The following is a 12,838-nucleotide window of genomic DNA, read 5'->3' as shown; positions in this document are numbered from 1 at the left end:
ACCCTCAGTCGAATCGGTCGCGTCGGTATCGTAAGCTCTTCGGATGGTCCGCGATTTAGCCCCTGGGGGGGGACCTGCGCAAGCAGCGATGGCTCAGATCGCCGCAAGCATGATGCAGACCATCGCCGCAACCGTGGTGCGGCTGGCGCCGTCGCGGAAGGCGTAGATGATGGGGTCGTCGGGCATCTCGCGGCGATGCGCGATCATCAGGGCCCGGCCGAACCAGTAGAGCAGCAGCGGCGCGAGCAGCCACAGCAGCCATGGGCGGCTGTAGAGCGGCGTCACCGCCGTGGACGAGACGTAGAGCGCAAACACCGTCACGGCATTCATGGCGCTCGCCGCCGCCATCGCGGCGATGATGTGGAGGTCGCTGATGCGGTAGTCGCGGTTGGAGGGAGCGGCGAGGCCTTCGCCCTGGCGCAGGCTGAGCTCGCTGAAGCGCTTGATCAACGCGAGCGAGGTGAACACGAACAGCGAGAACACCATCAGCCATTCCGACAGCATGACGCCGGCCGCGACCGCGCCGGCGACGATGCGCAGGCAATAGAGGCCGGCGAGCGTGACGACGTCGACCAGCATCTTGCGCTTGAGCACCAGCGAATAGGCGATGGTGGTGAGGAGATAGGCGACGAGCACGCCGAGGAACGTCGAGGAGATGCAAAGACTGGCCCCGAAGGCGAACAGCCACAGCACCGGGATCGCCGCCAGCGCCGACGAGATCGGCAACGTCCCCGCGGCCAGCGCGCGGTGGCGCTTGGTCGGATGCTGGCGATCGGCGGCGAGATCGAGCAGATCGTTCATCAGATAGGCGCCCGACGCACAGGCCGAGAACGCCAGGAATGCCAGCAAGGTGGCGCCGAGTGTCGCGATGTTCACCTGATGCGCGGTGAGAACGGGCACGAACACCAGCGTGTTCTTGGCGTATTGATAGAGGCGCAGCGCTTTCGCCCAGGTGCGAAGACTGGCGCGATCACGATCGACGTGGTCGATGCGCTCGACCGCAGCGCGGTCGAACGGCAGATTGTCGCCGGCGGCAAGATCAGCAGGGGTCACGACCCCGTCGAAGCCGAGATGCGCCGAAATGCCGGCGGCCTGATCGGGGAAGCGGCCCGCGACCAGATAAATCTTCGCGCCCCGCGCCCGCGCCGCCAGCGCCCGGTTCAGCACATCGGCGTCATAGGGCAGATGGGCGTGGTCGAGCTTCGCGCTTGACAGAACCTCCGCGAGAACAGCCACGCCCGGACGTCCGCGCGCGCCGAAGCGCGCCAGCATGCGGGCAGGGGCCGAGAACAGCGCCTCCATCAGCAAGTCCGAGCGCAGCAGGGCGCCTTCGAGATCGATCACGAGCGTGCGAGCCGGCGGCGGGACAGAATCCGGCGCGGCCTCACTTCGATCGTACTGCCAGGCTGGCTGCTCCATCCGAAAACGCTCTGACTTGCCGCGACACGGCCGGCCCAGGGACTGGGGGAGGAAGCGGGAAAAGGACGGCCGCGAGCCTAGGCGGCATTGGCTAAAAGCGGCTTAATTCGGCCGGCGGGGAAGCCCGTGGCCGGCTGTTGCACGGATCCCACAATCCGGAGCGCACGGAATATACCAGCGGAACATGAGGCGCGTGCCGGTGGTAATCGGCGGCGGGCACCCCATCTGAGCCCAGCTTCCCACCACAGCCTCAGGTGCCATGACAGACCAGACGCTCGCCGCGCCGATCGACGATCAGCAGGAACGCCAGCGCGGCTTTACGCGCTACCAGTCGCTTCTCGTGGCGCTGCTCGCGTTCGCGCAGTTCACCATCATCCTCGACTTCATCATCATGTCGCCGCTCGGCGCCATCATGATGCCCTCGCTCGACATCACGGCCGGGCAATTCGGCGTCGCGGTGTCGGCCTACGCGTTCAGCGCAGGATTGTCGGGCATCCTGGCCGCCGGCTTTGCCGATCGCTTCGACCGCAAGCGCCTGCTGCTGTTCTTCTATGTCGGCTTCACGGTCGGCACCGCGCTCTGCGCATTCGCGCAAAATTACCACGTGCTGCTGCTCGGCCGCATCGTGACCGGCTTGTTCGGCGGCGTGATCGGCTCGATCGTGCTCGCCATCGTCACCGATCTGTTCGCGCTGCATTTGCGCGGCCGTGTGATGGGTTTCGTCCAGACCGCCTTTGCGGCGAGCCAGGTGCTTGGCGTGCCGGCGGGGCTGTTTCTCGCCAACCACTGGAGCTGGCATGTCTGCTTCTTTGCCATCGTCGGCCTGTCGATCCTGGCGATCGCCATCATCGCCTTCGCCATGGAGCCGGTCGACGCGCATCTGAAGCTGAAGCAGGACCAAAATCCGTTCCACCATCTGGCCGCCACCATCTTCGAGCCGCGCTACACGCTGGCTTTCTCGGTCACGACATTGCTGGCGACCGGCGGCTACATGCTGATGCCGTTCTCCAGCGCCTTCACCGTGAACAATGTCGGCATCGACATCGTGCATCTGCCGACGATCTATCTGGTTTCCGGCCTGTTCAGCATCGTCACGGGCCCGATGGTCGGCCGCGCCAGCGACGCCTTCGGCAAATACCCGACCTTCGTGTTCGGCTGCGTGATGACCGTCCTGATGGTCCTGATCTACACCCATCTCGGCCATGTCTCGCTGGTGACCGCGATCGCCGTCAACGTGCTGCTGTTCGTCGGTATCTTCTCGCGCATGATCCCGTCGCAGGCGCTGATGTCGGCGATCCCCGACCAGAGCCAGCGCGGCTCGTTCAGCGCGGTCAGCGCCTCGCTGCAACAGCTCTCCGGCGGCCTCGGCTCGGTGCTCGCGGCCGCGATCATCTCGCAGCAACCCGACGGCTCTCTGCTGCATTTCGAGCGGATCGGATACGTCGTCGTCATGACCAATGTTATCACGCTGGTCGCGATGTATTTCGTGCAGAAATCGGTGGCGGAGAGAACGGGGAAGCGGGTGGTGTGAGAGCCGGTCCCCCGCGTGGCGGCGATGTCGATATCGCCGTCCGGCCAGCTCCGATGATTGGAAGCAGCTCGATGGGGACCGAATCCGGTGTCCCTCACGACGATGGCTCCGGAGACATCGCAGACGATACGCTCCCGTCCGAGGCCACTGTTATTGCAGGGCCGAGAAGCTCGTGGGGCTCATGAAGGAGCTCGAGATATTCGCGAGGATCGGCCCGTCGACCTCCGAGGTAGCGGCGACCTCCTGCCATTCGGGGTCCGCCACGAAGGCACCCCACAGACGCTCCCGCTCCGCGAGCGAGTCCCAGACAAGGATGTAGACGAGATCAAGGTGTGACGGTCCGACCGTGGTCCGCCAAAAGCCAAGCTGGCGAATGCCCAGCCGCTGCCAAATCTTCAGTGTCCGCGTCTCAAAACGCTTCAGCAGTGCCGGCATCCGGTCCGGCAGGGTGCGATAGGTGCGCAACTCGTAGATCATCTTCCATCCTCGCTCGGTTCAAGCCTGATCCGAATTACGCCGATTGCGACTGGCATATTTGCCAAACTTCTCGTATTTCCTGCCAATGCTCACACCGGCCTCGGCAACCCCTCGGCATATTGTCTTTCTGGCGTTTGAGCGCTTCCAAGTGCTCGATCTCGCCGGCCCGATGCAGGTGTTCCTTTCGGCGAGCGAACATGCGCGGGATGCCGCAACAGGGCTGCCGATCGATTACCGGGTCTCCGTCGTGTCGTCCGGTCCCACTCGGGTGCAGGGCTCCTTGTCACTTTCGATCGATGCTGAGCCTTTGCCGCCCGCGTTGATGCCCAGAACGACGGTTATGGTGGTCGGAGGAAAGGGCGTTGAAGCCGCGTCGCAGGACCTCCTCCTGATCGACTGGTTGCGGAGCCACATGGACGAGGCGGAGCGGATCTGCTCCGTGTGCAACGGTGCACGCGTGCTTGCGCGGGCCGGGCTGCTTGCGGGCAAGCGAGCGACAACGCATTGGGCCGATTGCGACAAGCTCCAACGGAACTTCCACGATGTCACCATCGACCGCGATGCCATCTATGTGCGCGACGGCAAAATCTGGAGTTCCGCAGGCGTAAGCGCCGGCATCGACCTCGCGCTCGCGCTCGTCGCTGACGATCACGGCGAAGCAGCCGCCGCAGTCACGGCCAAGTGGATGGTCCTCTACGTCAAGCGACCCGGCAACCAGTCGCAATTCAGCGAATTCATCGAGACCATTGACCACGAAAAGGCGGGAGCCTTTGCGAAGCTTCACCAGTGGATCTTGGGCAATATCAGCCGCGACCTGAGCGTTCCCGTGCTTGCGGCGCAGGCGGGCATGAGCGAGCGAACATTCGCACGCAAATATCGAACGCTGATCGGTGTGCCGCCCGCCGAGACGGTCAAACGGCTTCGTGCCGATACGGCACGTCACCATCTTCGGACCTCGACTTTGCCGCTCAAGACGGTTGCGGCCAGATGCGGCTTCGGGTCAGTCGAGCAGATGAATCGGGTTCATCTGAAATTCTACGGTCTGACCTCGCGTACATTACGTGACATCGGATAGTCGACCCTCAGGCGCTGCCGGGTCAGGACCCAGTTGCATCAAAAGATGCCGCGCGTTGCCATCGTCTCGAGCCCCTTTGGCGAGCGGAATCCTGATCCTCACGGACCCGTCGAGACCAATGTTGCGATCGCCGCGGCAATGAAAGAGGGGCGGCTTACGAAGCGCAAATCGATTCCTGGATTGATACCGCAACATTGTTGCGCATCGGGCGCATTGGCACTGCCGACGGAGCCCCGCTGCCGACCTTGGGACTGCGCCCCAAGGGACAAATGGTGCCCAGGAAAGGATTGGGCGTTTCGCGACCGCGGACCTTGAAATTACTCAGGTTTTCGAACCGTCGAGGCCGCGTTGTGTACCAGTGACGTGTCCGAGTCAATCGCCCTCAGCAGTTGTCATCGTCCAGCGGTGCAGGAGCCGACATCAGATGGCAACAGGATCGGCTCGCTCAGTCGAGAATGACCCATCATGGACTTGAGGAAGGTGGGGCGGGGAGCAATCCTCGTCCCTACGCGGAATAGGAACGATCTATTCCGCGTCGCCTTTTGCAGTGATGGATGATCTGCTCAAGCGGGCCGACCGGGCTATTGAGGACGGCTATCGCGTCAAGGAAGAGGCGATAGAGCACCTAATACGAGCCAGAAGGGCGGCCCGTGAGGTGAGAGCAACTATCGTTCGCGCCGCAAGCACTAGATCTCATTATCGTCATCTTGGGCCGGAAAACCCTGAAAGGCAGGGCGCTTTTCAGGAAAATCCTGCGGATACCCCATCTTCCGATCAGCGGGAGTGAAGCGCACCGCTCGTCTTGCGGCAATCTGTTCCAGCAGGCGCTTGTGCGATGCAGAAATAGCGTCCGCTAATTGCTTGGAGCGCAGGATAGCGGCTTGGGCACGTGCGAAGAGTGTCTCACCATCTTGTGCCATGGCGGATAACGTTGGAAGGGGGGTGCCGTTCCGGCGAAGGCGCCGCAAGAGAGCAGCCCCATCCGCCTCTGGTCTAGAGGGTACCGGTTCCAGTAGAATGCCTTCGCAAACGGCGGTTCCGCGTCCCGTTAACAGGGAGACGGGTCACGCTCCCGCCTGTCGGGAGCATCGCTATGTTGCCCGCTGTCCGCATTTTCCGTCTTTCCCAATTCGAGAAAGAGCTAGAGGCGCGTCATTTGGCTTTGGCGCGGGCGGCCATCGTTCTGGGCCGCAAGGTGCTTTGTGATAATCCTCGACCCAAAATCCCGAAGATCACCCAGCATGAGATCAAAAAACCATCGCCTCAGCACTACAGCTTTGAGATGCAAACAGCGGCCAGCATAAAGAGGAAGGCTGCAGGCGAGCGGCGATTTCTTGAGAGGCAACATTTATCTGTTGCCGATAAACACGTAGCAAAAGCTGAACGTGTGGTCAGGGAGCAAGTGGCCTTGATCGCGAGCTTGCGTTGCAACGGGCAAGACACGAAGCTTGCAGAGGAGACCATGAGAGTCTTCGAGGCCAATCTTCAGGTCATGCGCGAGCACCGCGAACTGATCATCGGGGCCATCGAGGAGGCTGACGACAGCCGCTAAGGCAGCCGTCGATTGGAAACGGGCCGCGTCGTTTCCGATGTAGGGGTAAACCGGACCCCGACGGAACGGGCGCAAACCGTCGTGATTAACCGCAAGCGGATATCCGACCAATCTGGAAATGTTCGCTTCCCTGATTCTAGGAACGGTCAACCGGCCTTATCGTTGCTCGGCATGATGACGCCGCAAGACTATGACTCGCAGCCAAGTACGAGAGGCTGGCGGAAGCGGCGCGTGATCAATATTCGCGTTACCAACTCGAAATGCTCGCCAAGAGCTACATGGTCCTTGCCAAGAGCACTGCGGTGCTAGACTGTTCCACCAAAGCGCTTGAGGCAATAGAGAAAGCCATGAAGAAGTAAGGCCTCCTCAATTGGCGGCCACGCTCCTGTTAGGCCATGTCGCCACTTGGCTCATCGCATCGATCTTGGCGCGTCCGCTGTTGCGCCGGTCCTGTGGGTCGAGCGGACATGATCGACCATTAATACAAACCTCATCCCCTTGCGAACCTGCGCGAGGTAGAAGCCACATGCCGTTCGTAGACTGCCTACGATTGGCAACCATCAACACGATGAAGCGACGGGGGCGCAAGACGTCCTCAAGACATTAACCGGCCAACCGAACACGCTCCTCGGGCGCATCGGCGCAGACCCTTTGCCGTTGATGACGGTGCGGGAATGGTGGTTCGAGATGGACGAGCCGATGGAGACACTGATCGATCCTCAGGCCGCGTCCGCGCAGGACGAATAGGAGCCGATCAGGGTGTGCTCGACGGAGGGCATCGCTAGCGGGCCGCGACGAACGAGGGGACCGCATTCCCGGCGTGGCTGCTCGGGAGGTTCTATCCGTTCAATCCGTGAGCATTGGCGAAAGTCGTGAAGGGCTGAGGACGCGATTGGAGAGTCACCAGTGCGTCTCCTGCTTGCCCGCCGGGGGTCCCCAGCGACCCTCGCGGAGGCGCGTCAGCGACTCTCTCTGGTCCGACAGGATGGCAACAAATTGGGTTGCCCATTGGGGAATAGAACGCCTCCCGCCGCAGGCCATGCGGCGAGCCTTACCACCATCAGGGCTGACGTTCTGAAGTCCTCAATCACCACCAATCCACCGCGCCCCCGCAGGCGCCCGTGGCTGATGTTTTCAGCCGTTCAGGACGGGCCACCTCTGGGAGCGCTTCAAGCATCCCTGAACATGCGAAAGAACAACACACAACAGAACTCTTCAAATGAACCGACCGGAGCCGGGAAGGTCGCTCCGCGGAACACCGACAAGATCACCGCAGCGCCCCCGAAGTACGATTTCGAGAGCGAGGAAGTGGCTTCCAAACCAAATCCCATCGTCGTGGTCCCGATTACTGGCATCGCGACACGAGCTGATTGGCAGGTGCGTGATCAGATCAACGGCGCACTCGTGAGGGACTACGTCACCCACTACGTGCACGGTGCGAACATGACCCCGCTTCGGCTTGCAGACGTGGGTGGAGTGCTCGTCCTCATCGACGGATGGCACCGGCTCTTGGCTCAGAAGCAACTCGGCCGCGATGTCGTAGAGGCGACTATCGAGGAGCTGAACGAAGCGGACGCCCAGTGGCAAGCCGCGATGGCGAACACCCGCAACGGCGCACGGCTGACCCGTCAGAGTGAGAAGCGCAGGGTCTTCGAGCTATACATGCGACAAGGGCGCAATCGCGTTGGTCGGCGCGGCTTGAAGTCTTACCGAGAGATCGCGAGAGACCTCGGGGGGCTCGCGTCGAAGTCTTCCATCGAGAACTGGATGAAGAAGGCATTCCCGAAGATCGCAGCCAAGATGCGGTCAGGGCGCGACGACAACGCTGGAGCATCAGAGCCCACGAGGGCCACCAGCCCCGCTGAGGAACGCGTTCGGGAGGCCCTTACGCTGGCCCTTGCGGAAGCCCGAGGGGTCCACTGTTGGGGGAAGCGGAGGGCACTCGCTCATGAGTTTGCCAAAGCGCTGCTGGAGCCTGCCAAGCCGCAGGCCGCCACAGAAGCAATTGAAATCAATGATGATTTCTAAAAGCTGTCCAGATTGGACGCTCTATCAGCCAGAACCGGTGTTACAGCCTTGAATACAAACGGCAATTCGACCGCTATCCCCGCAACGATGTTGCCCGGTACCGTGATCCAAGCTGAGCTGGATGGCCAGCCGGTCGTCCTCGTCGGGACCGTCCCCACCGGCTACACCGTCGTGCTCTGCCCCACGGGCTGGGCCGCCCTCCAACGCTGGAAGCTGACAAGTCTCAGGGTTGCTCGGGGGACCCTCTACGCTGCTGGCAAGGGACCAGGGACGGGCTTCGCAGCGGCGCGCTTCCTGCTCGGTAGCTCAGGCAACCATGTAGTTCGCCACCGCAACGGCAACCCGTTCGACATCAGGCTTGCGAACATCGTCGCGATCTCACGCGCCCTCATCAGGCAAGCAGCTATCGAGACGGCGCGGGGGCCAGGATACACGAACCCCGACGTTCGGTGGGGCGATGGTCGCTGTCATGGAGGCGTGCCGCTGAAGACCCCCAGCGCCCGGCAGCGCATCGCGCAAGCCCTCGCGCCACCAGAACCCGGATAGTTGAGCAGAAAACTGTGAAGCCCCCACTCGACCCCATCTTGTGGCGGGCTTCCCCCCATGGGGGTCATGCTCAGGTGACCTGCGGGATTGCGGAGCTTCGTCTGAGGCAATGCGCTTCGGTCTAACCCTTGGGAGGTTGGAGGCCCGACGAGTTCAACCATTCAGTCAAGTGTACTGTGATCTCGACTTGGCGAGCCTTGCGGATCAAACGCTCTCGCTCGCCGGGTGCGGCGTGCTCGGCCTGTTGGCGCATGCGCTCCGCTTCGTCTGCGAGCCGCTCTTCCAATGTTCTGCTCTGCTTGACACGACGCCGTCTCTGCATGGCGTAGCACCCTTGCTTGTGCAGGCGGGAGCGCGATCAGTCCCTCAGCCACCGACGCCCAAACGGTCGCTGCCGGTGACTATCAACAATTCCCGCCTGAACCGCTCGGTTCCAGTTGTGGACCCGAATCGTCGGTCCGTAAGGGTATGCCCCTGCGGACAAGCGAGGCAGCCTCGAACTAGCGTCCGTTAGGGTTGACTTGGGTCAACGGACACGATACACAACGGACATAACCCTAACGGACACAAGGGGCGTTCATGGCCACGATCTTCTACGCGCGAGTTTCCACCACCGACCAGACCGTCGAACATCAGCGGACAGGGGCGGAGGCCGCAGGCTTCAAGATCGACCGCGTCGTCGCGGACCATGGCGTCTCGGGGATAAGCACTCGTCTCGCGGAGCGTCCTGAAGGCAAGCGGCTATTCGACATCCTGCGCAGCGGGGACACTCTCGTCGTTCGCTGGATCGACCGCCTCGGGCGCAACTACGGGGACGTGTGCGACACAATCAGGGAATTCATGCGGCGGGGCGTCGTGATCCGCACGGTGATCAACGGGCTCACCTTCGACGGCGCAACGAAGGACCCCATGCAGCAGGCCGTGAGGGATGCGCTCATTGCCTTCATGGCCGCTACCGCACAGGCCAATGCCGAGGCCATCAAAGAAGCGCAACGCGGCGGCATTGCTCTCGCCAAGGCGACAGCGGGTGAGACGAAGTACCGGGGGCGGAAGCCGACATTCGACAAAGACCAGCTCGAAGTGGTCCGCAACATGCTGGAGCAGTCGGCAGGCGTCGGGCAGATTGCCGCTGCGACGGGCCTGAGCCGACAGACGATCTATCGCATCAAGGAGGACCCGGCCGGAGCCGAAGCGGCGCTGAGGAGTTGGGCTGCTTAGGCGGCCAACTCTAAGCGCATCTTCCCGACGCTATCAGTGTTTTTTTGCATCTGCTCACTAAGCGGCGTAATGGGGCGTTTACTCTTGCTAAACCAAGATGAGCCCGGAACTGGGGTGATTTGGATGACGACACTCTACACCATTGGCTACGAAGGCACCGACATTGACCGCTTCGTCGCCACGCTGAAGAGCGTCAAGGTGCAGCTCTTGGCGGATGTCCGCGCCGTGCCGATCTCCCGGAAGAAGGGGTTCTCGAAGAACAAGCTCCGCGACCGGCTTGAGCGAGAGGGCATTCGGTACGTCCACCTCTCAGCGCTTGGCGACCCGAAGCCCGGCCGGGATGCTGCACGGGCGGGCCACTTCGATCGGTTCCGGAAAATCTATGGCAAGCACCTCGCCCAGAGCGAGCCGCAGCAAAGCCTCCAAGAGCTGGCCAAGCTGGTTGACGAGCAGAGCACCTGTTTGATGTGCTTTGAACGCGATCCCAGTGAATGCCACAGGTTGATGGTTGCATCGGCACTACCGACTCAGGTCTCTATGTTCCACCTCTTTGGTGATGAACCTGATCGCTATGCCCGTAACGCCGCAAAGCTCCCGCGCAGTCGTTCTGGTCAAGGCGCTGCCGCAGCCCAGCAGAACCTACGGGGAAACTGTCTGCTGCGCTGGCGTGACCGCTGACGGTCAATGGAAGCGGCTCTTCCCGGTACGCTTTCGACACCTTCGGGGCGACAGCAGCTTCTCCCGGTGGAATTGGGTCAAGTTCTCCTATCGACCGCCCACACGAGACAAGCGGGGCGAGAGCTGTCACGTCTACGAGGACAGCATCACCATCGACGGCCAATTGCCACAGGACGAGCGGACGCGATTGCTCACGCCGCTCATCACCGGCTCGGCCAAGGAGGCGATGGCCCTCGGAAGATCGCTAACCCTCATTCGCCCTCGAAACACGAAGTTCATCGCGAAACGTAAGTCAGCAGCCGACCTCGCGGAGGAGCGGGAAGCATTCAAACTCGCCGCACGGCAAACATCGATCTTCGATAAGGAGCTGGCAGAACTCGAGCCGTCGCCATTCGATTTTAGGTTTGAGTTCGACGACAGCGACGGTCACCACAACTACCAGAACGGAGACTGGGAAACCCATGCGATGTTCTGGCGCTGGCAAGCCGAGTACGGCGAGGCAGGAGCGCTGGACCGCATGCGAGCCGTCTATGACGAACAGTATCCCAGCAAAGGCATGGCCTTCGCGCTCGGCAACCAAGCGAAGAGGCCACAGACTTGGCAGTTGCTGGGCGTCATTCGGTTGGACGAGATGACCCAGCCTGATCTCTTCGGTTAGTCAGGCTGCCGCAGACACCCCTTCCACACCGTACCGGGGCAGCTTGCAGACCTCGACATACAGCCCCGCAGGATCACCGTAGACCCGCTCGTCCACGCTCTCGCCAGCATGGCCCGTGATCATGCGGCGCTTTTCCTGATCCAGCCCGTGCTTGCGGCTCTTCGTGATGAAGCGATGCCGCCAGCCGTGGTTTGGCGCAACACGCTTATCGGCGACGATGGCCCGGACAAACTCCGCAAGACGGTTCTTCAGGGCTCGCAACTTGCCCTTCATTTCCCCGTCTTTCGCGACGGTCAGGAACAGGTAGCCTTTGGCCGATGACGTAGCGAAGTCGATGAAGCCCATTTCCACCAGATGCGGGTGCAGCGGCACCTCGCGGGCTTCCTTGTTCTTCACCGGGCCAGCCTCTGGCGTGATCGTCGCGACGTAGTGATCACCCTCGCGGCGAACGTCTTCGCGCCGGAGCTGAGCCACCTCGCCAATCCGAGCGCCGCTGTAAGCGCACAGCCAAGGAAGCCACCGCTTTGCCGCAGCAGTCTTTGCGTGCTCTTGCGCAGCCCCACTGTACCCCAGCGCGGCCTTTAGGATCGCTTCGGCTTCACCGTCCGTGAACCCCTTGCCCCGCTCCCGCACCTTCTTGCCAATCTTCAGCGTCACGCCTTGCGCCGGGTTGCTTGGCAGCTTGTGGTTCCGAACGCCCCAACCGAACACCGACTTCATGGCGGACAGGTCCACGTCCTTTACAGTCTTTGGGGAGCGACCATCTGCAAGCCGCTTGTCCTTCCACCGGACCACGTCGTGCGGTGTTATGCGGGTTGCGTCGTCGTGCTCAATAAAAGCCACGAAGCGCGTGAGCACCGATTTGTACTCACTGATCGTCTTGTCCGTGACACCAGCCGCTCGGCTTTCCAGCTCCCAGCCCGCCAGCAGCTCAGCAACAGGAACCGCAGCGCTGCCCTTAGGTGCGTCAAGCTGTAGCGTCGGAAACCTGTTTGCTCCATCGTCGGGTGCGTAGTTGCCCTCCGCGCGTCCTTTCATAACCCCGGCGATCTCCGCCCCCACCTTGAGCATCTCGCGGGTTAGGGCAGCCTTGGTATCCTCATCGACGTTCAAAGCGTGTCGGGCAAGGTGCTCTTCGACGAAGGGGGCGGCTTCCCGCATTCGGGTCGCCTCATCCCAGCCCGCTGACAATTCGAGGAGCCTCGCCCAGATGCCTGCCGGGCCGGGTTCTTCGTCGAACCTCGCGATTGCTCGCCGCCGGAAGTCTCCAGCCAGAGCGATCACTTGCTTGTGGCTCAAGCGGCGGGGACCATCCCGCAACGAGCGCCACACGTCGTCGAGGTAGGCGAGCGCCTTCGCCTGCCGCGCCTTGGCCTCCCGAGGGTCGTGTGTGCGCAGCGACACCTTGATCGTGCCGGTACCACCGACCTTCACCGTCGCCGTCTCATCCCCCACGGGAACGCACAGCACCAAGCCCACTGCCTTATCGGTCAGGTCAGCGGGGACGCGCTTTCGGAGGTAATGAACGGAGGAGCCGTCGCGGCGGATAGGAGAGGCCATTCGCAGAAGCATGTGTACCGTCTCTGTGTACCAGTTGAGACGGTCGATCACCCTTGAGTATCAGGGACTTCAGCGAAATCAACAACATCGCGGAGC

Annotated in this window: 11 protein-coding genes; 7 read left to right on the top strand and 4 right to left on the bottom strand. The window is 62.1% G+C overall.

Translation table 11 applies throughout. The features are described 5' to 3' along the window. Positions 1-93: 93 nt before the first annotated feature. Positions 94-1,419, bottom strand: a complete 1,326-nt coding sequence (locus tag ACVW16_RS18260) for a UbiA family prenyltransferase (protein ID WP_456736779.1) — start codon at positions 1,417-1,419, stop codon at positions 94-96. A gap of 259 nt (positions 1,420-1,678) precedes the next feature. On the opposite strand from ACVW16_RS18260, the gene ACVW16_RS18255 reads away from it, so the two are divergent. Then, entirely contained in the window at positions 1,679-2,950 is a 1,272-nt protein-coding gene (locus tag ACVW16_RS18255; RefSeq protein WP_456736780.1) for an MFS transporter, read from the top strand. A gap of 150 nt (positions 2,951-3,100) precedes the next feature. Here the strand turns inward: ACVW16_RS18255 and ACVW16_RS18250 are convergent, their stop codons facing one another. Beyond that, entirely contained in the window at positions 3,101-3,427 is a 327-nt protein-coding gene (locus ACVW16_RS18250) for an NIPSNAP family protein (RefSeq protein ID WP_456700542.1), read from the bottom strand. 85 nt (positions 3,428-3,512) lie between these two features. Between ACVW16_RS18250 and ACVW16_RS18245 the strand changes: the two genes are divergently transcribed. Continuing rightward, the gene (locus ACVW16_RS18245; RefSeq protein ID WP_456736781.1) at positions 3,513-4,502 is read left to right on the top strand and encodes a GlxA family transcriptional regulator; all 990 of its coding nucleotides are present in this window, start codon (positions 3,513-3,515) and stop codon (positions 4,500-4,502) included. 686 nt (positions 4,503-5,188) lie between these two features. Here the strand turns inward: ACVW16_RS18245 and ACVW16_RS18240 are convergent. Continuing rightward, complete coding sequence (locus tag ACVW16_RS18240; RefSeq protein ID WP_456736782.1) at positions 5,189-5,422, bottom strand: hypothetical protein; 234 nt, start codon at positions 5,420-5,422, stop codon at positions 5,189-5,191. Positions 5,423-5,595: 173 nt separating this feature from the next. On the opposite strand from ACVW16_RS18240, the gene ACVW16_RS18235 reads away from it, so the two are divergent. The 5 genes from ACVW16_RS18235 (at position 5,596) to ACVW16_RS18215 (ending at position 11,182) form a co-directional block, all read left to right on the top strand. Continuing rightward, positions 5,596-6,054, top strand: a complete 459-nt coding sequence (locus ACVW16_RS18235) for a hypothetical protein (RefSeq protein ID WP_456736783.1) — start codon at positions 5,596-5,598, stop codon at positions 6,052-6,054. 1,185 nt (positions 6,055-7,239) lie between these two features. Continuing rightward, positions 7,240-8,082 carry a hypothetical protein gene (locus ACVW16_RS18230; protein ID WP_456736784.1) on the top strand — a complete coding sequence of 281 codons (843 nt, stop codon included), beginning with the start codon at positions 7,240-7,242 and terminating at the stop codon, positions 8,080-8,082. Between the two features lie 1,125 nt (positions 8,083-9,207). Beyond that, positions 9,208-9,846: a recombinase family protein gene (locus ACVW16_RS18225; RefSeq protein WP_456736785.1), complete on the top strand. Its 639-nt coding sequence runs from the start codon at positions 9,208-9,210 to the stop codon at positions 9,844-9,846. 123 nt (positions 9,847-9,969) lie between these two features. Next, positions 9,970-10,524: a DUF488 domain-containing protein gene (locus tag ACVW16_RS18220; RefSeq protein WP_456736786.1), complete on the top strand. Its 555-nt coding sequence runs from the start codon at positions 9,970-9,972 to the stop codon at positions 10,522-10,524. Then, positions 10,514-11,182, top strand: coding sequence for a hypothetical protein (locus ACVW16_RS18215; RefSeq protein ID WP_456736787.1), 669 nt, complete (start codon positions 10,514-10,516; stop codon positions 11,180-11,182). Before ACVW16_RS18220 ends, ACVW16_RS18215 begins: the two co-directional genes overlap by 11 nt. Here ACVW16_RS18215 and ACVW16_RS18210 read toward each other — a convergent pair whose 3' ends face one another. Further along, positions 11,183-12,793 (bottom strand): DUF6538 domain-containing protein, encoded by a 1,611-nt coding sequence (locus ACVW16_RS18210; RefSeq protein ID WP_456736788.1) that lies wholly within the window; start codon positions 12,791-12,793, stop codon positions 11,183-11,185. Positions 12,794-12,838 lie beyond the last annotated feature (45 nt).

The organism is Bradyrhizobium sp. USDA 4474, assembly GCF_054057515.1.
The sequence above is the reverse complement of the archived record's forward strand: the minus strand, read 5'-3'. Positions and strand labels throughout refer to the sequence as shown.